The 25,523-nt window shown below is 55.9% G+C and carries 18 protein-coding genes; all 18 read right to left on the reverse strand.

The genetic code is table 11. The features are described from left to right. Positions 1–31 precede the first annotated feature (31 nt). On the reverse strand, positions 32–487 hold the full coding sequence (tnpA, locus tag ABEA92_RS15675) for an IS200/IS605 family transposase (protein ID WP_345684792.1): 456 nt from the start codon (positions 485–487) through the stop codon (positions 32–34). A 189-nt stretch (positions 488–676) separates the two neighbouring features. After that, positions 677–3,292: a tetratricopeptide repeat protein gene (locus tag ABEA92_RS15680; protein ID WP_345684793.1), complete on the reverse strand. Its 2,616-nt coding sequence runs from the start codon at positions 3,290–3,292 to the stop codon at positions 677–679. After that, positions 3,289–5,430: a vWA domain-containing protein gene (locus tag ABEA92_RS15685; RefSeq protein ID WP_345684794.1), complete on the reverse strand. Its 2,142-nt coding sequence runs from the start codon at positions 5,428–5,430 to the stop codon at positions 3,289–3,291. Before ABEA92_RS15685 ends, ABEA92_RS15680 begins: the two co-directional genes overlap by 4 nt. Beyond that, positions 5,427–6,473 (reverse strand): vWA domain-containing protein, encoded by a 1,047-nt coding sequence (locus ABEA92_RS15690; protein WP_345684795.1) that lies wholly within the window; start codon positions 6,471–6,473, stop codon positions 5,427–5,429. Before ABEA92_RS15690 ends, ABEA92_RS15685 begins: the two co-directional genes overlap by 4 nt. Further along, the gene (locus ABEA92_RS15695; protein ID WP_345684796.1) at positions 6,470–7,282 is read right to left on the reverse strand and encodes a hypothetical protein; all 813 of its coding nucleotides are present in this window, start codon (positions 7,280–7,282) and stop codon (positions 6,470–6,472) included. Before ABEA92_RS15695 ends, ABEA92_RS15690 begins: the two co-directional genes overlap by 4 nt. After that, positions 7,283–8,164, reverse strand: a complete 882-nt coding sequence (locus tag ABEA92_RS15700) for a DUF58 domain-containing protein (protein WP_345684797.1) — start codon at positions 8,162–8,164, stop codon at positions 7,283–7,285. It lies immediately after the preceding gene. Continuing rightward, a complete protein-coding gene (locus ABEA92_RS15705) occupies positions 8,161–9,135 on the reverse strand; it encodes an AAA family ATPase (RefSeq protein ID WP_345684798.1) in 975 nt (324 codons plus the stop codon). Before ABEA92_RS15705 ends, ABEA92_RS15700 begins: the two co-directional genes overlap by 4 nt. A gap of 494 nt (positions 9,136–9,629) precedes the next feature. Further along, positions 9,630–11,144, reverse strand: a complete 1,515-nt coding sequence (locus ABEA92_RS15710) for a sulfatase family protein (protein ID WP_345684799.1) — start codon at positions 11,142–11,144, stop codon at positions 9,630–9,632. Positions 11,145–11,448: 304 nt separating this feature from the next. Then, on the reverse strand, positions 11,449–12,771 hold the full coding sequence (locus ABEA92_RS15715) for a metal ABC transporter permease (protein WP_345684800.1): 1,323 nt from the start codon (positions 12,769–12,771) through the stop codon (positions 11,449–11,451). Continuing rightward, positions 12,768–14,222, reverse strand: a complete 1,455-nt coding sequence (locus ABEA92_RS15720; RefSeq protein WP_345684801.1) for a metal ABC transporter permease — start codon at positions 14,220–14,222, stop codon at positions 12,768–12,770. Before ABEA92_RS15720 ends, ABEA92_RS15715 begins: the two co-directional genes overlap by 4 nt. Before the next feature lie 8 nt (positions 14,223–14,230). Beyond that, positions 14,231–15,037 carry a metal ABC transporter ATP-binding protein gene (locus ABEA92_RS15725; RefSeq protein ID WP_345684802.1) on the reverse strand — a complete coding sequence of 269 codons (807 nt, stop codon included), beginning with the start codon at positions 15,035–15,037 and terminating at the stop codon, positions 14,231–14,233. After that, a complete protein-coding gene (locus ABEA92_RS15730; protein WP_345684803.1) occupies positions 15,034–16,035 on the reverse strand; it encodes a metal ABC transporter solute-binding protein, Zn/Mn family in 1,002 nt (333 codons plus the stop codon). Before ABEA92_RS15730 ends, ABEA92_RS15725 begins: the two co-directional genes overlap by 4 nt. A gap of 938 nt (positions 16,036–16,973) precedes the next feature. Further along, entirely contained in the window at positions 16,974–18,191 is a 1,218-nt protein-coding gene (locus ABEA92_RS15735) for a DUF1559 family PulG-like putative transporter (RefSeq protein WP_345684804.1), read from the reverse strand. A 597-nt stretch (positions 18,192–18,788) separates the two neighbouring features. Next, positions 18,789–20,297: a DUF1559 family PulG-like putative transporter gene (locus tag ABEA92_RS15740; protein WP_345684805.1), complete on the reverse strand. Its 1,509-nt coding sequence runs from the start codon at positions 20,295–20,297 to the stop codon at positions 18,789–18,791. Between the two features lie 74 nt (positions 20,298–20,371). Further along, positions 20,372–21,898: a hypothetical protein gene (locus tag ABEA92_RS15745; RefSeq protein WP_345684806.1), complete on the reverse strand. Its 1,527-nt coding sequence runs from the start codon at positions 21,896–21,898 to the stop codon at positions 20,372–20,374. Further along, entirely contained in the window at positions 21,895–22,602 is a 708-nt protein-coding gene (locus tag ABEA92_RS15750; protein ID WP_345684807.1) for a hypothetical protein, read from the reverse strand. Before ABEA92_RS15750 ends, ABEA92_RS15745 begins: the two co-directional genes overlap by 4 nt. A 4-nt stretch (positions 22,603–22,606) precedes the next feature. Next, positions 22,607–23,095 carry an RNA polymerase sigma factor gene (locus ABEA92_RS15755; protein WP_345684808.1) on the reverse strand — a complete coding sequence of 163 codons (489 nt, stop codon included), beginning with the start codon at positions 23,093–23,095 and terminating at the stop codon, positions 22,607–22,609. Between the two features lie 421 nt (positions 23,096–23,516). Then, positions 23,517–24,347, reverse strand: coding sequence for a hypothetical protein (locus tag ABEA92_RS15760; RefSeq protein ID WP_345684809.1), 831 nt, complete (start codon positions 24,345–24,347; stop codon positions 23,517–23,519). Positions 24,348–25,523 lie beyond the last annotated feature (1,176 nt).

The following is a 25,523-nucleotide window of genomic DNA, read 5'->3' on the forward strand; positions in this document are numbered from 1 at the left end:
GTAGGGCCAACGGCCCGGCCGTTTATACGCCTCAATCCCACACATATCGTTCGTCGATTTCTATATCATGCCGTTTACAAATCGCCCGAAATTCATCATGGAACGACAGCTGGTCGTGATGTTTGTTTTGGTTGCGTATGTATTCGTCAACCTCACCACGTTCGGAGTGGCTGACTGAAAAAACGCCATAGCCTGATTGCCAAGAGAACCTTGAAGTCCCACCCACGGCGGTTTTCGCCCACTTGGATGTTTCGGTTTTGATGTTCTCGACGAGTTTCGCAATACTGATGGTTCTTGAAAGCCCAATCAGAAGATGAACATGGTCGATGTGTCCTCCCACGCAAGCATTCACGCATTTTGATTCTTTGACGTGGTGGGAGAGCATGCGAAACATTTCTTCGCGGAACGGTTCGTCCTTTAGAAACGGTCGACGTTCTTTGGTTGAGAAAACGAGACGGATCCAAACTTGCGAAAGTGATTGAGGCATTGGGCAAACCCTGGATTAGCGATGCAAACTGCCGGGCCTTTGGCCCTATGGAAGTATCTTACAACCATTCCCAGGCCGCTGGCCTGGGCTAGGCAAACGGATGGCCCTTTGGGCCGAAGAGGGGACTGCGAGATTAGGTGATTCAGCGACACCTTCCTCGCATCGACCGCCCTGGCAACTTCCCACCCCCTATCGCTTGTTAAAAATTAACCGGGTTTGGTCGGCGGGGATCCAGCACTCGCGGCCGTCGGCTAGTTCGATGTTTAACCAATCCGCTTGACTCGTTTTTACATCGAACTCTAACCCGTCATGCAGCGGCTCGAAAAATGCCGTGTCATACGAATACGCCGGGCCTTTGCGACCAAACGTTTCACCAACGATCACCACGCCTTCGCGTCCCGATTGAATGTCAGCGTAAACCGCGGTCCCCACCATCACTGCGACGCTGGATGCAGCTAAGATCACCACCGCCGTCGTCGTCCGTGTTCGGTAGCGAAGATGCACGAGCAGCAAACTCAGAAACAATGTCCAACTGAGGACCAACGCTGCGCAGATCCATCGCAGCGGCCAACGCAGGAAACGGTCTGCGCGGACATCGTCGATGGCATCGACCGCCAACGCTCGTACGGCTTTCAAGTTTTCGCGGACCTTGTCGTCAAACGGTCGATACACCTGTGCTTGGCGATAACATGCGATCGCTCGGCCAATCTCGCCAGCTTTGAACCACGCATTGCCGGCGTTGTACCAAGCATGTCCTCGTTGTCGGGCGTCGCCGGCAGCACTCTCGAACTTTAACGCCGCTTGCTTGAACAACGATTCGGTTTCTGGCAATCCAGGATCCGAGTGGATGGCTTGATCAAAAAGCACTTCCGCTTCGCTCCACTCCGATGCGTACGCAGTTAGCGGAGTTGCGCAGAAAACAATCCATAGGAAAACCGAAAGACGGCGGAGCTTTGCGAACAGTCGACTTGCTACCCCGTTGAGTTCAGGGATCGAGGCGGTTGATTTCTGTGACGAAAAATCGGACCTGTCTGCGACGGCATGGGTTTTCGCGATCAAGTCAATGTCGGATTGGGAAAGCTCAATCTCACGCAGACGATTTTGAGTGTCCTGGATCGTCCAAGCGTTCGGCGGAACCGAGAATCCAGTGGCCAAAAATCGCAGAAAGGATTCCCACTTTTGCACGCTCCCCTCGGGTTGCCGAAGCAAGTCGTGATACGCGGCGACTTGTCGTCGGTAAACCGGGTGAGTCGCACGACGCCGTCGCTCGCGGACCCATGGCACAACAAAGGCAAACAATACGGTGGTGGAGATCATCCACAGCCAAAAGTAGTCTGCCAAAATCCCAATCGCGTGATTCAAAAATGGACTCATGATTCCTGGTTGTGCGTTGTGCCAAACCCCTTCGGGTTGGTCGGTCAGAGTTCGCTCGGCGAGGAGCGATCGTACTTCGAAAAAGTCTCGTCCGTCATCCGCAAGTACTTTTAGGGGAATCGCTGCGGTTTGGATGAAGCGATATTCGCCCGCCTCTGCGTCAAAGACTTGGATTCGCAGCGATGGAAACGCGGTGATGTTGGTGGTCAACGGACGCACACGGATTCGGAAACTGGTTCCATCGGGGTGCCATGTTCGCCCCATTTCGCTCGAGACGTGGAACCGTCCCCGCAAACTCCGCTGCAATGATAGCGGTGGAAGTTCGAGCATGCCGTGCGGTGCGTCGCTATGCACTCGGACGTCGATTTGCAGAACTTGCCCGACCGTGATTTCATCGGTTGCCGACGTGACATCGATCTTGCATGGGGTGAACAGTCCGCTAAACCATTCCGAGCGATGCTCCGACGGCAGCGGAAGCACGCGGACCGGCGTTTGTTCGGATTCCACATAGACTCGCTCGTACGACTTCAGCGCCGAAAACGGCTCGAACAATCCATTGTTGTAGTAGGCGGCATAGGGAGCGAACGCGCCTTCGGGGCTCTTCAGCAGGGCACACTCTAAACGCGTGGGGCCGATGTTGACGGTGTTGGGTTCATGGAAACGAATGAACAATGGAAACTCGACCGTGCCGAACAAGGCTGGTTTGTCGTCAGGCGGCACGCGAGGAACAATGATGCGTCGACCGCCGATCGGCATTCCCATCTGCAGTTCTTCGGGGGCAGTGCAGCGAGGTATTACTACCTCGGCATCGTGGTTTCGAAAAATGTCCGGATAACATTGCAGTGAGCGAAATCGGTTTGTCTCCTCTTGGCTCGACCATTTGACATTCACCCGCGTCGGTTCACCGACGTAAACCGATGTTTTTTCTGGTCGAAATTCAAACTGCATGTTCGAACTCGGTTGGGGGACGCTGACCAGGAATTGCGTGGGCAAAGTACGGTAAAGGTGGGTTGCCGAGCGGAACTCGAGCGATGGAAAAACCGACACCCCCGGATGCTGCGGGACAAATCGAACCACCGCATCGGGTTGGCGAAGATGTGACGTGGAGGGGGCGTTCAGCTCCAAACCGACGAACGCAACATCCTTGTCATCCGGCGGCAACGATTCGGGTTGCTCCACCGCTTCGGGGAATTCGATCACGGCCGTCGCCACCACATCGGTGAACCAGGATTGCTCTTTGAGTTTGATCGGGATTTCGACGACTTCGAGTTCGGAATCGGTCGCTGGTGCCTCGGTCGCTGGTGCCACGGTCGATGATACTTGGGCATCCGCATCTTCATTGTCTAACTGCGCACCGGCGACATTCGCTGCGGCAAGGGCCAAAACGATTCCAAGTGTCCTCAACAATTCGATATGCCATCGACGGCTCACCAATCTTTCTCCACTTTGCCTTGGTTGCTCTTGGCTCGCTGTTGTTGGCGAAATTGCAGACTGCCCTGCTCTTGCATCAAAATGTCTTCCACCGAATAGTTGGGGACCGGCAACGGTTGCATTTCTCCGCCGCTGGCAAATTCGCCTTCCCCTTGCATCGACGACATCATCGCTTCGTCGGACTCACTCGATTCCATCATGTCTTCGTAGGACTCTTCATCGTCCCAGTCGCCTTCGTCCGAGTCTTCGGAACTGTCGCTGGCCAATAGGTCCAGGATCTCCTGGATCTTGCGAATGGCGATCTGTTGCAGGTCGCGAGCATTCGCCCAGCGGCTCCATTGCCGTAGCGGTTCGACCGCTAAGTCTTGGGCCGTGATCGCTTGTTTCATCAGCCTCAGCGGCTCTTCCAATACGCTTAGCGGTTGCGTGTCTTCGGACGGAACCGATTGCGACATCGCTTGGTCAAGTTTCTGCATGGCCGCGTCGATCGCAATTCCTTCTTGATGCAATTGCCGCTGCTGTTGCGAGAATTGTTTGCCATCCTCGGCCGCCGTTTCCGGTTCGCCTTCCGGCGGTTGGGCAACCGCCGGTTTGCGACGCCCTGGGTCCTGTCGGCTGGGAACTTTGTCACGCAAGGCCGTTTGTTTTTGTTGCAGTTCCTGAAGCAGCTCGATCAAATTTTGAAGTTGTTCCTGCAGTTTCTGCTGACGCTCATCCTCTTGTTCGATTTGCTGTTGCAGCTGAGTGATCCAGTTTGCGGTCGGATCGAGTCGCATCCTCGCACGCTTGAACTCGGGTGACATCCGACATGCATCCAGAAAACAGGTCTGGGCTTGCTCGACGTTCGACAAGGCGGATCTCGGTTCCGCATCCGCGTCGTTGGCGGCTAGATCCAAGTAACACAGCCCTTGGTTGAATCGCAGTGCCGCGGTTTGCTGGGCCGAGATCTGTCCGGCTACGATGCTCGAATCGATCGCGTCATAAATCTCCATCGCATCCGCCGTCCGGCCTGCGGATTGTAACCGTACGGCCTCGGCAAATTGCGACGCCACGCCGGTTTCCTCGGCCGACAATGATGGCGTTGTTACGACGCTGATGGCGGCGGTGAAAAGCAATGCAGCAATCTGCTGCACTGGAAATTGTGTGCGTCTGCGTCTGTGCGAACGATGCTGCCACTCGGCGATCAATAACATCGCTAACGCCAGCCCCATCAGCGGGAATCCAAGCTCTTGATAGGTAACGTAGGTGTCGCTTCCGCCGACATCGGCGATGGGTTTCTCGCTCGCGTATTGCCAATACAGACCAGCCAGATCAAATGCCGACGTTCCTGCCGAGACGTAGGTGGCACCGCTCGCCAAACGAGCAAGCTCTCGCAGTCCGCTTTCGTTCAATCGCGTCGTGACAAATTGTCCGTCGTGTTTCAAGTACTCCGTCGCGCCCTCGTCGCCTGTGATGGGAATGCGTGAACCCGCCGCCGTGTCGCCAATGCCAACCAACAACAGTCCCGCCGCGTGCTCGTTTAGCAGTTTGGCGATCCGCTGATTGTGCGACCCATGTTCTTCGCCATCGGTCAGGACGATCAAATCCTGCATTCCGTTGCGCTGCTCGGTAAAGATGCTGTCGGCACACTTCTCGGTGGCGGATAGTAAGGTGGTGCCGCCGAAATCGACGGTTCGCGGAGTGGCTTGATCCAACACGTATCGCACAAAGTCGTAATCGAACGTTAGCGGACAGAGAATGTTGGCACTGCCCGCGTACACGACCAACGCCACTCGTTCGGATTGCAAGTGGTCCAGCGCGTCACGGATCGCGTCTTTGGCGGCATCCAATCGCGACGGATAAGCGTCCTCGGCCAGCATGCTTTGCGAGACATCGAGCACAAACACCACGTCACGACCGCTCTTGGACACCGAATGTCGCTGCGGCGAAATCCCAGGACGCGCTAACGCCAGGACCAACAGCAGCGTTGCCGCCAAGCAAAGTCGGTCACGCCATCTTGATCGCAGGCCAAGATCGCCGCCCATCGCATCGATGACCGTCTTTCGGCGACGCCGCGCACGGCGAAGCAACCACGCCACCGGCAACAGCATCACCAGCAGTCCAAGCATGCTCGGGTTTTGAAACGTAAAGAATGTCATGGCACCGTCCGTAACCACGTGGCTTCGAGCACAAGAGCAATGATCAATATCGATAGCGAAACAACCAATGGCAACCCGAACCACTCGGCGACTCGCGTGTATTGGCGAGTCACGATGCGGGAACGCTCTAGTTGATCCACCTCGGAATAGACCGCCAACAATGACTCGAAATCGTGAGCGGTGCGAAAAATGCCACCCGTTTCGTGGCTGATGTGTTCGAGCACGCGTTCGGCTTCGGAAAGCGGTGGATCCGCAAGTGGTGCGGACGACGACGGCGCGGATATCGATTGCGCTGCGTGGTCTCCCAAGCTGATGCAGTAGACGCGGCAGCCCCACTCTTTCGCCAATCCCGCGGCCTCGACTGGCAAATGTTGCCCCGAGTTGTTCTCTCCGTCGGTCAGCAGGATGATTACACGGCTGGAAATTTCACTTTCGAACGATCGTCGCTCGCGAACGTCGGGGTCATCGAGTTGTCGTAGCCGGGCGGCGGCAATCGCCAAGGCGTCGCCGTAAGCGGTGCCATCTTCGTTGGGCCGCTGTTGGATTTCGAGGTCGCGAACCAATTGCAGCAGTGCTTCGTGCCCAAACGTCAACGGGCTACGTGTGTCGGCGTACCTTGCAAACGTGATCAGCCCCAACAGATCACCTTCGCGTCCCTTCAATTTTTCGCCGTCGCCCGCGATGAAGCGTTCCACCAATTCTTTGGCCACCTGCATGCGGCTGTTCTGTTTTTTGTCCGGCAGCTGGATGCTCATGTCCATGCTGCTGCTGACGTCGACCAACAACTCAATCGCGATTCCTTCGGACACCTGGACCGTGTGCGTGCTTCCCGCCTGCGGTCTGGCCAGGGCCACAATCAAGAGCATCAGCGAGATGATGCGAAGCAGCGGCAGCAGCCAAAGGTACCGAGCACGTCCGCGATCGGTATGTTGCCAAAGCTGTAGCGACGGGACCGGCAAACTAGGACGCGCAATTCGCATCCGCCATGCCAATATCGCAGGAACCGGCAACAACAGCAGCAGCCAGGGATAGGCGAAACTCATCTTCCCTCCTGCTGTTGCAACTGGTGGGCAAGTTGCGCAGTGTCGTATTCTTCGGCGTATACCGCTCGCTCGATCGCAGCACGCACGTCAACCGATGCGGTAAAGTTCGGGTCGGCCAGCAACCGTTCCAAATCGTGACGCGGCATTTGGCCGGACTGCAGCAAATGTACGAGATTGTCCGTTGGCGGCGGTGACTGCGAGGTGGATGGTGCGGCCGTGGGTTGCCGATTCCGGTGCTTTCGAGCGACAACGAAGATCGCGAGCAAAAACACCAAGCCGATGCCGACCGCGGCTGCAAAAAACGCGAGCGACTGCGATGACTGCGCCGGCGTTGAGGTCGGCAATGGCACAGGCGTCGTCGTGGTGTCGGTGATCCCAGTTGGCTCAATCACCAGCGTCAGATCAGGGACCGTTACCGTTTGCCGGCCTCGCGAGGTCACGACATCAATGGTCGCACCGGACACTCGCAGTGCCCCAGAACGTTTGGGTTGAAACACCAAACTTTGCTGCTGTCGATAACGTCCGTCTTGGTATTGCAGAGGGATTTTTTCCACCGTGATCGCGTGCATGTCTGGGTTTGCAGGGACATGCAAATCGAACTGGCCCCATGTGTCTCGGTCCATCTCGGCCCGCAGTTGCACGACGTCCCCGGGCCTGGCATGGTTGGGGATGAATCGCACGGTAATGCCGAACGATTTCGGGCTGAGCTTGCTTTCCCCGGAGGCCGCAATTTCCACCGCGAACGTAACGGTTGCAAAGATCGCTATAAAAACGAGCGGTAAAACAAAACCGAGAGCACAACGCAACATTTAGCCACCCGTCTCGTCAGCAACACGTCGATGCCGCGACTGGAAATAGCTCGCCAATGCCGTCACACAGTCTTCGTCCACCCCCAGCTCCATCAACCCAATACCGCTTTGCAGCATTTGTTCCTGCAGCGCGATAGGGTGTTCGTCGGTTTGCTGGGTCGTGCACTTCAGGTCGACATAACGCTGCGATCCCGTCTCGGTATCTTGCATGTGGACTAGCTCGGTCGATGCGGCGAGCTGCGTTTGCGTATCAAGCACATTGACGGCATTCAGATCATGGCGGGCCGCCAATGCGCGGAGTTCGTCAAAGTAGTCCGACGCCAAAAAATCCGAAATCACGAACACTACCGAGTGTTTTCGTGCCATGTGACCAAACCGGCTCAACACCGCCTTGAATGCGGTTTCTCGACCGGTCGGCTCGAAGTTCAGCATCGTGTCCATGATCCGCAACGCATGCGAACGACCCTTTCCAGCCGGGATCACCATTTCGACACGATCGGTAAACAGGATCAGACTGACGCGGTCGTTGTTCCGCACCGCGGCCATCGTTAGCAGCGCACACAGTTCGGTGATCAGCGCGCGTTTGCGACCGCCGCTCGATTGGATCATCGACGCTGAGACGTCGACCAACAAATACAGAAACTGCTCTCGCTGTTCGATGTAGCGTTTGATGTGCGGTTCGCCCGTCCGTGCGGTGACCTTCCAGTCCATTGATCGCACATCGTCGCCCGGCTGATAACGCCGCACATCCTCGAATTCAATTCCTTGGCCGCGGAAAACCGAGTGATATTCGCCCGCCAGCAGATGTTCGACTGGGCGACGGCATTTCAATTCTAATAGGGAAAGTTGAGCGTCGGCGTTGGAAAGCGAATCAGGAATCATGACTCGACAACCGGCACCGTTGACAACATTTGGTCCAGCAAATCATCGGACGTGATCGACTCGGCTTCCGCACGATACGAGATCGCCAACCGATGTCGCAAAACATCATGGGCGACGTCCTTCACATCTTGAGGGACGGTGTAGTCACGCCGCTGCATCATCGCGTTTCCGCGGGCGGCTAATGACAGGTAGATCGATGCGCGTGGAGACGCTCCGAATCGGACATAACGCTCGATATCCAGTCCGTACTTTGCTGGATGACGTGTACAGTCCACCAGGCGAATGATGTAACGTTCGATCTTTTCGTCCAAAAACGTCGCATCGAGCGTGCTTCGCATCTGCATCAATTCATCAAGCGATAGCACCGGTTGGATGTTCACCTCGGAACGAGTCTTTGCCATCCGCTGCATGATTACGAGTTCTTCGTCCATGCTGGGGTAGCCCACTTTTAACTTGAACATAAACCGATCGACCTGGGCTTCAGGAAGCGCGTAGGTCCCCTCTTGCTCGATCGGATTCTGCGTCGCCAAGACGAGAAACGGCGACGGCAGATCAAAGGTCTCTTTGCCCAGCGTGACTTGTTTTTCCTGCATCGCTTCGAGCAGCGCCGATTGTACCTTGGCCGGCGCCCGGTTGATTTCATCGGCCAGTAGCAAGTTGGCGAACACAGGTCCTTTCTCAGGCGTAAAGACATGATGCCGCGGGTCGTACACCAACGTGCCGGTGAGATCGCCCGGCAACAGGTCGGGAGTGAACTGGATGCGGCTAAAGTCTGCGTCGATCGCCTTGGCCAAACAATTGACCGTCAACGTCTTGGCGATCCCAGGCACTCCCTCTAACAACACATGCCCATTGCACAACAGCGCCAACATCAACCGGTCGATCAGCGGCTGCTGGCCGACGACATGTTTGGCGATTTCGCTTTTTATCTGGTCCAGCTTTTCGCTGGTTTCTGTCGATTGTGTCGTCAAAAGCCTGTCAAATCCTGATTCAAGGCAACGTCAAGGAATGCGATCAATGTATCGATTTGGCGTCCACGTCGCTACCTTCGCTAGCCCACGTTTGAACGTAGCGAAACTCGCCAAGAGTTTCGGCCGAGCGAACGTCATGGAACGAAAGTCTTGACGACTTGTTGATTTAGTGAGCCGCGACGCGTCAGCGGCCGGGGCTCACGCGTTACCCGGTGCCTTACGACCCACGGCTCACCATTTCGATTTGCAATTGGATTAGTGAAGGTTCCTGCGGCAAGGGGTGTAGGATGGATTTCCTAGTCCGTCAATGGTGGATTCGACGGACTAGGAAGTCCATCGTACGACTAAAACAACAAGCCGCCAAGAGTTTCGGGGAGGGCACGTCATGGAACGAAAGTCTTGACGACTTCCGCTACAGTAAAAATGCTTTACCGCGTTGGCACGAAACGCTGACGAGGCATATGCCCCATCCCCTTCATTCATCGACGAAACGCCTATTCCCCTGCGGACTTGTTGGCGTTGCGTTTCTTACCGTTACCGCCTTGCTGCTTCCCTTTCTTTGAATTCTTCGTTGCCCATGCCTTGCGAGCCTGTTCACGCGTCATGCCCTTGTAGGCATGTTGGTGCAGGATCGCGTCGTATTCGGTTTCGATTCCCTCGTCTCCCTGCGACGCCATCCACTGCTCAAGGTTGCTCTTCAATTCCTTGATGACGCTGGCGTACTCGGGGTTTTCAGCCAAATTGTTCATTTCCAATGGATCGGCATTGCAGTCGTACAGTTCCAGTTCTGGACGATAGTAATATCGATTGACGAGTTCTTGTGCGTTCTCGTCGCCCCCTTTGGCCGCATCGACCATCGATTGGAAGTAGCGGGTCTGAGTACACGCGTTGGTGAACTTGGTTTCGTGATTCAAATTCCAAATCAACCGGTACTGTTGCCCTCGCACGGTGCGGATGGCATAGGCGTCGCTGCCATTGATGATGCCTCGCGTCGTCATGATGCCGTAGCTAAATGATTTGTGCTGGTCGGTTTCACCCGTCAATACAGGCAAAAAACTCTTGCCGTCCAAGGACGGTTGCGGGGCCGCTCCGGCTGCGGCGATGAAGGTTGGCGTCACGTCGACATATTCGACCATCGCATCGGTGACCGTGCCCGGTTGGACCTTGCCGGGCCAGCGTACGATCATTGCCGATTGAAGCCCGTTGCCGTAGCACGTCCACTTTGCAAAGGGAAACGAGTTGCCTTGTTCGGACACCACCATCACCAACGTGTTGTCGCTGAATTGATGTTTATCGAGTAGCTGCAAAATCTGGCCGACTTGGTCATCAAAATAGGTGACTTCGGCGAGGTAGTCGCTGAAATCTTCACGCACTTGCGGGGTGTCGACGATGTAGGGCGGCAGTTTGATTTTGGCGGGCGGGTATTGCGACGCGTCTCCCATGTTCCAAGGCGAATGAGGTTCGTTGGAACAGGCAAAGAGACAAAATGGCGTTTCCGAATCACGGCACTCCGAAAGCAGTTTGTCAATCTGCTTCATATCCGGATTCTTTTTTCCGATGTATTCAAACGGAAATACCTCTTGAGGGCCGATGTGGGTTTTGCCCGAAAGTGCGACTCGGTACCCCAGCGGTTTCAAGTAGTGAACGATGCTCTGCGTCCCATCCTCCGCGAACGTGTGGTTCGGGTACGCACCCGACTTCACTGGATAGAGCCCGGTGTACAAGTTGTGCCGCGTCGGTGAACACATCGGTGCCGCCTGGAAACAGCGGTTGAACTTCATTCCCGACTGAGCCAATTGGTCAATATTGGGCGTGAGGGCCTGGCCTCCGTAGCAGCCGATGTCGCGAAACGTACAGTCATCCGCAATGATGAAAACGATGTTGGGGCGATCTGCCGAAGCGCCGGCTGCCGCGCTGGAGGCAACATTAGCGATCGCCATCAGTAATGCAGAGCCGATGACAAGCGTTCGCATTGCGGCATGGGGAATCGCAAAGTTGGGGATCCGCATGATGTCTCTGGTTGGATTTTGTTGGGAAGGGGGAAGCGGGGCGTGAGTCGCAGGTAGTGCTAATTCTAGCGTGGGAATCATGCATTTTGCATCACAATCAAAAGATTCCGGTAGTGGACAAGGCCACGAGTCTGGTCGCAATTCTATCTTGCAGCACGAACTCACGAGTACCCTTGCCGAGTCAAGCCGCACGGGGGTCGTTGCCTGATCCACTGCCGATATTTTGGAGGGAATTCGTTGCCTCATCCACTACCGATGCTTCGTGGCGCAGGTAAAAATAGGCACTTTGCCGAGTCTGTCGCTCTTACTCTTGTTCGCTCGGGATTTCGCTGCCGTGAGGGTCTCGCGAAGGCGATTCCGTGGCGTCGCACAATTGGTCGCGCAATTGGCGGTCGGTAAAGTGTTCGAGCCGCTCGGCCTTGTCGTGAATTCGCGTTGCATCCAAGCTGGCTTCGGATACCAAGTACTGCTCCCACAGACGATGCGAACGCACCAGCTCTCTGGCGTGTTGCCGGCCGTTGTCGGTCAATTGGTAACCGTTTTCATCAAGCGTCAGCTCATTGCGTCGCCACAACGTCAGCAGAGCCATCCGCAGTTGCCATCGTTTGGCAAACAATTCGTCAGCCAGTTCACGTTCGTTTGCCGCGGGCACTGTGTCTGTTGATTCGGATCGCTCTTGTTGTCGATACAGATAGGCGACAATATCGTCACACAAAATTTGAAGTGACAATGCGCGGTTGCGAATCCAGCGGATGATCAATCCTTGGCGAGGCGCGAACAGTAACGCGATGATGAAAAACACGCCGACCATCACTGCCATCATGCCAGCAGTGGTTGTGCTGCGGAAACCGAACCAGGTTGGAACGACCACCGCAGCAACGTGCCCGCTGGCTGCACCGACCGCCGCGATGATGCTTGACAGCACGATCATGCGGCCTAACCGGTCGGTCAATAAGTTTGCAGTGGCGGGGGGGACGATGAACATCGCGACGACCAAAATGTTGCCGACGCTTTCAAAGCTTGCGACGGCTGTGACTGCGACCAACACCATCAAGGCGTAGTGCATCACCGTGGCTGAAAAACCCATCGATGTCGCGAGCGACGGATCAAAGGAGCTGAGTTTCAATTCTTTGAAGAAGATGACGACGAACAATAGGTTGACGATCATCACGCCAAACAGCACCGCCGCAGCGCGTGGGACGTCCAGCCCCAAAATTGAAATCCGATCGAGCGGCGTGGCTTCGATGGCACCATACAGGACACAGCCTGCGTCCAAATCAACGCGATCCGCCGCCTGGACAATCATGACCAACCCCAGCGCGAACAGCGACGTGAAAACGACGCCCATCGACGCCCCTTCGTCCACTTTGCCGACGCCACGAATCCATTCGGTAAACAGCGCGGTCAAAATGCCGACGATCACCGCGCCCAAGAACATCGGCAAGCTGCTGCGGCTGTTGCTGATAAAAAATGCGACCGCCAAACCTGGCAGGATGGCATGCGAAACCGCATCCCCCAGCATGCTCAATCGCCGCAGTACCAAAAAGTTTCCCAGCAGCGCCGATGCGACTGCGCACAACATCCCCGCCGCCACGATCCAGCCGTCGAGTTGCCAGTTCCAATTCATGGATGCTGCCCCTGTGAATCGGATGCTTCGTGAATAACGCCATGAGGGCTGGCAGGCACAGGGATCCGCAACGGTTCCTGATCGAGCAACGCTTCGAGTTCGTCGACAAGTTCAGGCTCGAGGACATGTTCAATGTCGTCGGCATCACGGTCGACTCGGCCGGGAGCCACTTCGGCATAGCTAATCAAATACAGTTCCCACAATCGATGCTGCCGCGTCAAGCGAGCGGCTTCGGCGTAACCCGCTTGGGTCAAGCGAACGGTGCCATCGCGTTGCACCAGGTATTGATCGCTTTCGGCTTGCGCAATCGTGCGTCGCAGTTGGGTGCTGGACCAACTACGAATCGACAGCAGTTCCTCGATCGGTACCGCCATATTGCGTTTGGCTTGCTTGTTCGCCGGTTTGGACTCGAGCAATTCGTACAGCCCACGAAGCAGGTGTTGCTTTCGCACGCGGCGATTCAGCCGGCGTCGCCGCAGCAATCGCACCAATACGCCGCGGGCGGTTCCGAACATCATGCTGAATAGAAACAACGCCGTGCAAGTCAACACGATCATCGCGCCGGAGGGTAATCGCGGAAACAACGCGCTGGACGCGGCACCGATAATGCCGCCAATGCCACCAAGCAATGCCGCCAACCCCGCGACCGTCCACATCCGTTCGCTCCAAAATCGTCCCGCCGCGGCGGGGATGACCATCAACGCGACCATCAGAATCAAGCCCACCGCTTGTAGTCCCACGATCGTGACGAGCACTACCAACGCCATCAAAGTCAAATCCAGCAGCAGTACCGGCATGCCACGAGATCCGGCAAAATTTTCGTCAAAGCAGAGTAGTTTGAATTCTTTGAACAGCAGCAGGCATCCGAGGATCGCTACACACGAAGCGGCGGCGATCAGCCGAGCATCGTTGGCATTCATCGACGCCGTTTTGCCATAAATGAAACTCTCCAACCCCGCAGCATGCCCGGTATCCATTTGCTGGACGACGCCTAACAGTGCCATCCCCGCGCCAAAAAAAACACTCAATGCGATCCCGAGTCCTGCGTCTTCTTTCAACCGCGTTTGGCGTTGGATCACAAGCACCAAGCCAACGCCTAGCAAGCCAGAGACGGTCGCGCCGAATAACAAAATCGGAAGCGATTTGCCGTCCATCCCCATCACGCCAGCGAACATAAACGCCGCTGCGATCCCTGGTAAACTAGCGTGCGAAAGCGCATCACCCAGCAGAGCGCGTTTTCGTAGCAGGGTGAAGCTGCCGACCAAACCGGCGGCAACGCCCAGCACTGCGACGCCGAAGATCACGACGCGAGTGTTGTAGTCCTCAAGCAGCACGACCCGTCGCCACTGCTCGCCGCTGGGCCATTCAATGCGTCGATCAGTGATCGATTGGGCAGACGCTTGTGTCGGTGCCGCCAATGCGGGGATGCAAGTGAGCAGCAAGAGCAACACGATCCGGTTCACAGCGATCGCTCCCGGCGCCGCATCGCTTCGCTGACTTCGTCCAATAACGTCAAGCGTCCCCCGTAGGTCTTGTTCAGGTTTTCCGAGGTAAAGGTCTCTTCCACGGGGCCGTGGGCCACGACCCGCATGTTCAACAGCACGACGTAATCAAAATATTCGGGGACGGTTTGCAAGTCATGGTGAATCACGACCGCGGTTTTGTCTCGAGCTTTCAATTCACGAAGGATCTCGACAATGGCCTTTTCCGTGGACGCATCGACTGCGGCAAAGGGTTCGTCCATCAGATACAAATCGGCGTCTTGAACCAGGGCTCGCGCCAGGAACGTTCGCTGTTGTTGACCGCCCGATAATTGGCTGATTTGGCGACGCGCAAGGTCAGCGATCCCCACGCGGTCGAGCGCTTCCATGGCAGCTTGCCGATGTTTCTTGCGAACCGGTAAACACCATCCGATCTTGCTGTACAAACCCATCGCGACCACGTCGAGTGCATCGACCGGGAAATCCCAATCGACACTTTCTCGCTGCGGCACATAGCCAACCCGGTTTCGATTGCGACGGTAGCTATCGCCAAACACCTTGACGCGGCCTGATGCGACCGGCACCAAGTCCATGACCGCTTTTAGTAGCGTGCTTTTGCCCGCCCCGTTGGGGCCGACCACGCCGATCAACGATCCGGCAGGCAAATCGAAACCGACGTCCCAAATCACCGGTTTGCGGTGGTACGCGACCGTCAAATCATCGACCGACAATGCAATCGATGTCTGGTTGTCGCCTGGTTTCGGTGTCGCTGCGGCTTGGCTCATGGGCTCAGTCTACCTTGAAAACCTTTCTCAGGGGCGTCGCCGCCCAAACCGCGAGCCACCAAGGTCATGTTGTGGTCGAGCATCCCCATATAGGTGCCCTCGTAGGTGCCCGGCGGTCCCATTGCGTCGCTGAATAATTCTTTCTCTCCAACGTGAACCTCGTGGCCTCGCGAACGAGCCCCCTCGACCAACGAATCGATGTTCTTTCGTGGCACGCTGCTTTCGACGAACACCGACTTCACTTTTTTACTGACCAGCAAATCAACCAGTTCATTGATTTGTTGCAAGCCCGCTTCGGATTCCGTCGAGATGCCTTGCACTCCGATCACTTCCAAACCGTAGGCACGGCCAAAATAATTGAAGGCATCGTGCGAGGTCACCAAAACGCGACTGTCCTTGGGAATCGTCGCAATCACCCGTTTACCATACGCATGAAGCTCGGCCAGTTGTGCTTGCAGTTCTGCCGCCCGCTGGTGATACGCGGCCGCCGAAGGTGGATCGATCGCGGCCAATTCGTCCGCGATCACCGTCACGCACTTGGACCAAGCCGACGCGTCCATCCAAACGTGAGGGTCGTAGTGGCCGGCGAAATCATCAGGTTCCAAGAGGGCGTCCTTGTCGATCGCTTCGGTGACCGCAACGACCGGCTTGTTGCGGGCCATCTTGACCAACGTGTCGGTCATTTTGCCTTCCAACATCAATCCCGAATAGAAAATCATGTCGGCTCGCATCATCGTGTCGACATCGTCACGCGTCGCCTTGTACAGGTGCGGGTCGACACCCGAGCCGCAGATCTGCGTGACGTTGACGCGGTCGCCGCCGACGCTGCGGACCAAGTCGGCGACCATTCCGACCGTCGCAGTCACCGCGATTGGCGAATCAGGGTCCACGGTTGCAGTGGCTCGATTCGCAGCGGATGGCCCCGAAGTGCTATTGGAGCTGTCACAGCCCCAAGTCGCTGCGAACAGCAGCAAGGCAAGAGAAAGAAAACGTTTCACAGCAGTTTAGGCTCCAAGTATGACGCAACCGCACACTTTCAACGATCGACGCAATCTTCGGCAATTAGCTGCGGCTAACTTTTTTCCAGTTTAACAGTGGCGATGCTAGCCAACCAGGGCCCATCAGTGGGCCGTCGCGTCGGAGCAAGCATTCGCCGGACGCTGGGGTGGGATCGCCAGGGCGAGCCAGCAGGCGTCGCAAGCCCAATGCCGTCTACTTTTCGCATGAAACGGATAGTTTTGTTAGCGGAGCGGCGCGGGGCCTCGCCCGGCAAATTTCAAGCGTTTTACTCGCTGCAGCCGGGCGGGCATCCGTGCTGTACCGCTACCCAAAGTAGATGACGTTGGCCGCAAGCAATGCAGGCCGTCGATCGAGCAGGCCCTTCAACGGAGAGCGACCTTTAATTGAGAGAGCCCTGGCCGAAAGAGAGCGTGAAAGCCAGGTGAGCGTTTCACACGGCAGGGTGATTTGTTGCGAGGTTTGTCGCGAGTTCTATCGCGAGGGGCAGCGATCGTATCGATGTAAATGCGTCGCGATTCGGGCGATCACATCATTCGCTTGACGTCCGCATGCTTGCCCGCGGAGCAATGACTCCGGGGCAAGCAATAACGATTGGCAAGCCAACGGATAACAAGACAACTGATGGCAAGCTTAATGCTGGCGATGCCGTCAATGTGGCCCGCGACTACTCATCCGCAACGGGGACCGTCGGAGGTGCTGGGTTCTCTTCGGCAAATTCATCAAACGCACCTTGAGGTGTCTGAGATGTCGAAGAGTCCGAGCCACAGCCGAGGGTGAATCCCATGACGGTCGCAGCGATCAGGAGGCTAAAAAGTTTAAACGTATTCACAATAGATCGACCTGTTACAAGTGGTTAAGGATAGATCGGAAGAAAACGGAGACAGGAAAAATGGAAGCGAGGATTCAATCGAGACCGTTAGGGAATCGATGATTCGGTTTCTTTCGCAGCACGCGTTCCCAAGGCACCCCACAATCCATACGGACTTTTCGAGCCTGGGGCCAACGATCCAGCCACGTTGCCGACATTGGCACTCGCTTGATTGCCGGCTTCGATTGATTCGGTGACAAACTTCACCGCGCCGTCGGCCATCAACACATGGCATCCGCCTTGATGGCGACTGCTGGGCGGGCAGAGCCCCGTATTGAAGTTGTTGTTGTTCATGCACAACGGGCTGTTCGGTGGGCTGATGGTGTGCATGTGTCCCCACAGCGTTCGCATCATGAACCACTTGTAGCCACGGCGTTGCTCGGATTCGGTTCCGCCGCCCTGGTGAAGTGCGAATGTGGCTGACGCACTCCAGAACTGAGGACGCTGAGGGTCGATGTGGGCATCGCATGCCTGAGCACCACCGGCAAACCCCGGGTTGGTTCCCGTCGTCATCGCCGCACGGGTGGTCACATCGTTGTCGCCCAGGTCGGTGTTGCATTCGCCTGCGGCGATTGTATTGGCCAAGCCGTCTAAGATATCACGGAAGCCCATTTTTGCGCGAGGGACGAAGACACCTCGGTTTGCCGCTCGTGATTCTTCGAACGTTGCCGAGCTAGAAGAACCGTCATCATTGAGCGGTCCAGCGGGCCGGAACACCGAGTCACCAACGCAGGCGACGTAGTTGGTCCGTGCCGCAGCGGGTAATCCAACACCGGGGTCGCTAGGGCATCGCAGCGCCGCAACTTCAGTCGCCCATGGCTCGTAGCGGGCGATCGCTTGTTCACCCGCCCATCGCCGAGGACTTGGCCCCATGGATGGAAAGATCGCCCCGGTGATCGGGTCCTTCAGCGGATTGCTGATCTGTTCCCACAACGCTTGTTGTTCAATGAACGGCATCAGCCCAACAAGCCAGCTCAATTCCAACCGGTTATTGGACGTCGGTACCTGAGCTGCGCTGGTGGCGTCCGGCGTTCCGCCGGAACGATTGTTCGTTCCGGTGCCGTGGGTGGGAAGCTGATTGTAGGCTGAGTGGTAGTTGTGAATCCCTAAGCCAATTTGTTTGAAATTATTGCTGCAGCTCATCCGGCGAGCTGCCTCGCGGGCCGCTTGAACGGCGGGCAACAACAAGCCAACGAGGACGCCAATGATGGCGATGACCACCAACAGCTCCACCAGGGTAAAACCTGGACGTTTTTGTGCGGACATGGAAGACTCCAAAAATGAAAGAAAGGACAATGGGAACCGGTCGCTTCGTCTTTCCGAATGGATCCGAGTAACCTCGTTCGATCAAACGAGGCCGGCTTGCAAAATGGAAAGGAAGATTCGGTAAAACGAAGCTACGCTCGGCAAGAAGCAATGATGTCCACTCGCGTGACGCTACGCCGATGAAAAGGGGGGCAGAGAGGTTTAGTTCGCTGGTGTCGCTAGACTTCACCGTGCATCACTACACTCCGATGACCGTAGCTCGTGTTGTAATTCTAGCTGTCCATTAGGGAGTGGAAAGACTCGTTCTGGCGGCGGGAGGGGGAAATGTGGCACAAATCGTCGCTTAAGGACATCCTGATGGGGGACAGGCAAGTTCCGTCGCCTTGCCTGATTCGGAAAATGGCACTGTTTAGGTGGAAGTGCTGTCCGCCGTTGGGCGGGAGATAGCGTTTCTAAACGTGGATCCGAGGTTGGCTGACCAGCGAATACGGGATGCAATGACTCGGCCCGACCAAGCATGTTCGAGGCAAGGCATTCGATGACGTTCTGATCATGGCTGCGAAACAGAGGCGACCAGAGCGATCAGCCAAACCGATGTCACTTCACATCGTCTTGCTGAACGACTTCTCTACCTGCCATCGTCAGCAGGGCTTTAAGTGTCTTGTCGGCGATGGCGGGCGTTAGAACGTGCACCGAGCCGTCGGCGTAGCCTGACACGGCGTAGGGTTGATCCCCAAAGAACTGTTCTTTCAACTTCGCTTCGTCCAGTTCCCAGTCGTCCGGTTTCGTCCAGGCAACCACCGCCGATTTGGGGGCCGTTGCGATCCAAACCGTTGCGCTTGTGCCGTCGGTGATGTCTCGTAGGGTGCGTGGCGGACCCTCGCCCGACCACAGACCACCCTCAATCACGGGCAGCCGAATACGGCTCTTGCCTGCTGGCAGATCATCCCCGGCGATACCGAACACCTTCGGCATCTGTTCAGCCAGCGGGCGATTGTGCTCGCTGTCCCACGGTTCATCCAATTTGAACTTGGCATATAGCGGTGCCTGTTCCAGATAAGGCAATAGAGCGACACGCCAACTGAGCAGCGGACGACCCTTGGCATCGACCGTGTACTTGCCAGGCAGGAAACCGTGGTTGTCGTGAAAGTTATGCATCGCCAACGCCAACCGTTTGAAGTTGTTCATCGTTTGCTGGCGGTGGGCATCTTGCTGGGCCTGCTTGACCATCGGTGCCAAAAATGCCTGCAGCTTTTCGGGGTCGGCTTTGATGACCACGCTCGCCCCATCGACACTTAGCGTAGGGCGTGGCAAGCCAGGTGGGATCGCTTTCAGCAGCTTGGACATCTCTTGTTCGCAAGCGACCGCTCCAGCAGGGTCGACCGACTGGATTCTCAATTCAAACGCCGTCTTCGGTGGTAATGACCAGCCGATCGTGATCCAGCGAGCCGACGCGATCCAGCGGCTCGGCGAAAAGCCGGTTGGGTCGTGGTCGCCCAGTTTTTCGGGCCACAGGTTCGCTAGTTCTTCACGGATATCCTCTGGCAGACTGACCACGGTTTGGTGTGGAAAGTGAGCCATCGACTGACGCCCCGCGTTGAACTCAGGTCGCTCGTCGGCGTTGGCATCGAGCTTGTTGTCCTGGAAATCGCTGGCCATCGCCACTGGGCAGACGACGACGGCGTGGTCGGTTTTTACAACCCGAAACTCAAACGGCAATGACGCTGAATCAAGTCGTCTCGATAAGGCTTTTTCGACAGATTCTTTGTTATCGCAGGGCGCGATGATGCATACGCCGCCTTGCAGTAGCACACGGCCGGGAACGGTGAAATACAAGTCCGTTACGCCAGCGTCGCGTAACGTGCTTGTCAAGCCTTCGGCCAGAGCTACCAGCGGTGATTCTCCGGGGCCGCCGAACTGCGACATAAGTTGCTTGGTCGCTGGAACGTCGATCTGCGTCAGATCCAGGTGTGCCGCTAGGATTGTGTCATGCATCACCGCGCCAGCTGGATAACCTTTTTGCGAAGCAACAGAATTTTCCTGGGCCGTGGAAGTGAGCGGCAGCGTCGTAAATAGTACGACTGCGATCCATTTTGGATTGAACATGAGGACGGGTTCCTTAACGGGGAGAGATGTTTGGTGCGATCAACCGATGGGTGACAACACGCGGGCGAGCGTGCCTATGAACGAAGCAGTTCCAACACGATGGTGGCGTTGGGATCCGACGAGTACGCCGGTTCGGAAATCAGCTTGGCACGCGTCGCGGTTTCTCGTTCGTACCCAAACGCTTGCTGCGTCAACGAATCAGGCCAAGCGGGCAGATGGGTAAGCTCTTCGAGCGATTTCGGAAACTCGCCATGAGTCGCGGCGTAGTTGCGGATCGCTTCGATGGTTGCCAGGCGAGCGATCATTTGCCGCGTTCGCAGTCCAGCCTGGTTCGCTGCCTTGATGGCTGGCATCAGCATGCCCGTGGCCATGGCAGCTAAGTTTATCGTCGCCGAGCCAGCACGCGTGTTGGATTCCAAACTTGCTTCGGATCGATCGATATAAGTCATCCGAATCGGTTCAGGCAGGAACATCCACTTGGCAAAGTCATCCTGGATTCGAGTGATCTGCTGGGCGGTCGCACGCACGACCGCTTCGCTGGGGCTCATCGCTTGCACGTCTTCTTTGCCCATCCCGCTTGCGATCAACTCGGCTCGCGACGGTTCGGTCAACGCGATCATCAGTGCGCCGGCGATCAAACGAGCGGAGACATCACCGTTACCGAATTCCGAGCCGCCCAGCGATTGCATGTCTTTGACCGCTTGTGTCAATCGGCTTCGCCAGACGGCGGGTTCGACATCATCGGCCGGCAAATGGGACAGGCCGGGAAACACACGCGAGGCGATCGATACTTCAAACTTCAATGCCTCGTCCATCTCGGCGATCGAATCCGGCAACGTTGCAAGCGCCCAGTAAACATTCGGGCTGTCCTGCAGCTGCATCAGCTCTTCGACTTGGTTTAACATGATGCCGCTGATCGCCACGCCCACCAATCGCGAGATCAATAGGTCCGACGCGTTGCCGGTGGCTTCGCCCATACGGAAACCGACCCGGATGGAACGAATCGCGTCCTCCGTGCGTCCTTCGGCGAGCGCCAGACGGGTTTCGAGCACCAGTAATCGAGCTAGCTGACGCATGTGCTCAAATTCGGGCAGCAGCAGCTGAATGGTTTCCAGGCCTCGCAGGTCGTCGATGCCCAATTCGTAATGGGAATCACGCATCCGCATCGCGCGATGAAGCTCCGACAACACGTTTTGCTGACTGTCGAGATATTTCGCGACTTCCTGCTTGGGCAACTCGTCCAGCGAACCTTCCATCCACTGGTCATAGTTTTTAAAGAACGGATCCTCCGCACCAGCGGAACGATTCTTCTCCAGCGACATGATCGTGGCACGCTGGAAAGGAACAAAGGTATTGCCGGCGACCATTTCGAAACGGTCCGGCCAAAATCGAATCTTCAGTGCTGGAACCGGTTCGGCAGCGGGATGAATCTTCAAAATCTTCGGTGCGATCTTCGCCGCGTTGGGGGCGGTTGGGGCCGTTGATGCCGATGCCGCGGGAGTTTTGTAATCAAGCGGTTGCACTTGTGCCACGGCGGACAGCGCCGTTACCGAGCTCATGCAGCCGATCCATGCGAATAACGTCAATGTTCTAGCGTTCATGATTGGAACCATGTTTCCCAGGTGTGCAAAGATTTTCGAGACGGTAACGAGGGCAAATGATAGGGCCCGGAGTCCTCATGGCGGATTTCCAGAGACTCAAGTTTGGTAGCGTCCTGTGCCGGATTCGCAGGATTAGGCGGCGAGGTGATCGCCGCAGGCGACTGTTCCAACCAAGCCATCATGTCTGCCGAAGGTGGACGCGACGTCAACACCACTGCGCTACTCGCAGAAGCGTCCGAGGATGGTTCAAACGGCGACGGTACTCCGATCAGCCAGTTGGCAAAAATCGACGGTCCTGATTTGCTGGCAATGTTTCGCTTGCGTGGCTGATCCTTCGGTGGCTCCGGGGGATCGCTCGGGGCTATCGGTACTGATTCTGCTGTGATGCCTGATTCTGCTGTGACGACCGATTCGTTGCTGGGGGCCGCTTGATGGGACTCATGCTCGGCTACGACGACGCCCCGATGGGGATCCTCGAACTTTGAATGGCCCAGCCGATAAGAAACGGGGCCCACCAGGATCGCCGTGATACATGCCGCTACCGCAAGTTGCGGCCATTGCCAACGTGTGGTGTTGCTCGAGGTGGATCGACTTGCCTGTCCGGCAGCGAACCCGCAGCGGTACATCATCGTCGAGGCATCGGTTTGGATCGAGGCGGGAACTAACGCAGATAGCTGTTGTTCGAAATTGGATTTGTCGTTCATCGCATCATCTCATTTGGTCTTGGTTGGCGCGAGCTTGCAATTGCGTCAACGCGTTTTGGTAGCGACGGTTTGCGGTTGCTGCGGACAACCCGATGACGTCGGCAATTTGGCGAAACGTCAGCCCACCCCACAGGTGCATCACAATCACTTCGCGATCGGCGGCGTCAAGTTCTTCTAGCCACTCGGTAACATGCTGGCCGTCGAGTTGCTGGTCTTGGTATTCACTGGGCTGGACGAACCAGCAGCGATGGCGGGCTGCCACCTGTTCCCTGGCCGCACGCCGCTGTTTTCCCCGTTTGACTTGTAGGATTTCATTGCGTGTGGTTCGCACCAGCCACGCCAGCGGCTCGTCGGGCAGCGTCGACTGCTGGGCCAACGCCACAAAGGCTTCCTGCACCGCATCCTCGGCTGGTTCGCCGACGGCGCGGGCGATCATCAGCAAGCGATTGGCATGCTGTTGCCACAGCTCGGAAAGGGTTTCCGCATCGATCACGCGCTGTCTCGGGTTGGGACGAACTCGAAAGTGGAAGTCGATCGACGTGTCAATCACGCCCTCTTCAATACAACAAGGATGCCGCCAGCCGTCCCCTGTTTCAAAGAATTTTGGCTTTATTTTCGTCCGAGAACAGATTGGGGCAGCTCCAATGACGTTTGGTTCGTCTAAATACCCTCGCCCTCAGTCTTCATTTCAGCGAGCACCAGCGGCGGATTGTTCCAGTCGGCAAAGGATCAACGACAGGGCATTGTGCGTGATCGGATCGGTCCCACAATGTCGCCGAATAACGAATGCCTTCGGCAGTCTCTCCACAGTACAACAGCCGCAGTCACCATCTCTCGGCATCGTCTGAAAATCAACACCGATTGATCCCACCTGTGTTTTCTCTGATCTTAAAAAGATCCGCTGCGTGATCCGTTTAATTCGTCCTCTTCAGCCAACGTGATGACTTTGACTTCTCAAGCATTTCGAGTTGTAAATCACTACATTTGTCCACCCAAACCTTCACAGGCCTTCCGTAAGCAGGGCCGATCTTCTCCTGCCTAAGAATATCAAAGACTCGGCCTGTTACTGCAATAAAGGTCGTCGTCGTCACAAAATCTTCGCCATTCCACCTCGAGCCATCAATAACCGTTGGGAATTCAGGCATTACTGCGGGTATCTCAAACGCTGACATTTTATGTTTCGATTCATGAAAGTCATTGGCGCTACCAAAAAACTTGACGCTTCCTTTTTTGCAATGCCGGCAGGTTGCAAACAACTTGAAGCATACATTGCATTGCATCAAATTTTTGCAGACAGGGCAGACAGGAACTTCGTCATTGATGCGCAACGGCCTTCCCATAGGGACATTATCGTATTCAATTCCCCAAAGGCAGCTTTTGAACACACTATGAATTTCGGGATAGATTCGAAAAGATCGATAGTTGCAAAATCCAGCGTTTTGAATCGCAGTATTAGCTTGCTCTGTTATAGCGGTGCGTCCCCCGGTCCCTTCACCGAAGACTGTCGTCGAATCAGCAAAAGCTTGGCAATCAAATCGTGTTTCACGATATTTTGAAATCGTGTGTCCGCCAGCACATGCGACCTCTTGCTTCTTACCTGCGGTGAAGTCGATCCAGTAGTCGAATTCATCGTCTTCGCTTACCTGCCAATCGGCCTTAACTTCACCATTGGGATCCGCAAGTATTAATTCGTAAAAAATACCCGCTAACAGGTTCCCTGAATTGTCGTTGTGTATAAATTGCATTCGCGTTCCTTTGAAAGAGATCATTCTACTGGTTCGCGTCCGTTTTTGGATTTCGCCGTATAACGAGAGTTTTCGACATCCTCTCGACTGCACACCAGTTGCAGCAGCGATCTCTCTGCTAAAATTTTGCACTCAGATGTTCCGGTGCCTAGCGTTGATGCTTCATTGATAATCGATATGTCTAACTTCCAGGGGAATTGCGTTTTAAAGGGGGCGGTATGTTAGCTGTCGTTTGCTTTCCGCGTTGCATACTCCTGCAACGAAATGTGTCCCACCGAGTTCTCAATTAGACGGCGATGCAATGTCTTTCCGCGGGGTTTGTCCCGGCGGGTTAAAAGCTGGGAGCTATCTCACTTTTTCAGGTCTCCTCCAATGCTTCCTGGTGGTTGTTAAGTGTCGCTCCGGCTGGGACAAACGCGGCGGAAGCAGAGTGATCGATACTGGTGATTTCGATGACTGTCACCAAGTGTTCGGCGGCAATTTGTTCTGCGATTCAGCGACAATCAGGATTCCCTACTACGTTTTTTGTTCGTTTGATATTTTTGTAGAGGATTTGCCATTCACTTTGGCCTGTTTGGCTTTCTCTACTTGATAGCCTGGAGCATATAGTTCGATGATCATGCTGCGGTGTGGTTGCGAACGGCGGCGCAGAGTGAGTCGGTGCGATACTGTTGCGGGGCTCCACCGAACTGCCAGAAGGCATTCTGAATGCCTTCGCTAAGTGCTTAAAAGGATTCGGAGAAGCAGAGCGAAACCGACTATGGCGATGGTCTTGCGGAAAGAAGACGGGTTTGTCGCGACCGTGTAATGAATGCCAAGTCGCGACCCGCCGTTCGAAGGTGTGGTGAGTCGATTCGTGGTACTTGCCTGAATGCGTTCGCTGCAGGTCGTCGAAGACGGTCTTGACTTTGAGTCGTGGTTCCACTTCGAGCAGACGCCCGACATCGATCCAGAGTTCGGCGAAAGGGCCGGTTCGGGGGCGGTAAGTGTGAGTGGTCTTGCGTTGTGAGGGAAGTCGCTAGTCATCGCCATAAGATCGTGCGTTTTTATTATCCATCGAAGCTATCCTGGCAGAAGCGGCGAGAGGCTTGCCGACGGCCAGCCACCACCTGAGTTAGAACTTGCCCATCCGTAGCCAGCGCAACAGAGGAAAACTAATTGTCGTTAGACACCAAG

Origin of the sequence: Novipirellula caenicola, from assembly GCF_039545035.1 — a bacterium.
In the GTDB taxonomy this organism is placed as follows: domain Bacteria; phylum Planctomycetota; class Planctomycetia; order Pirellulales; family Pirellulaceae; genus Novipirellula; species Novipirellula caenicola.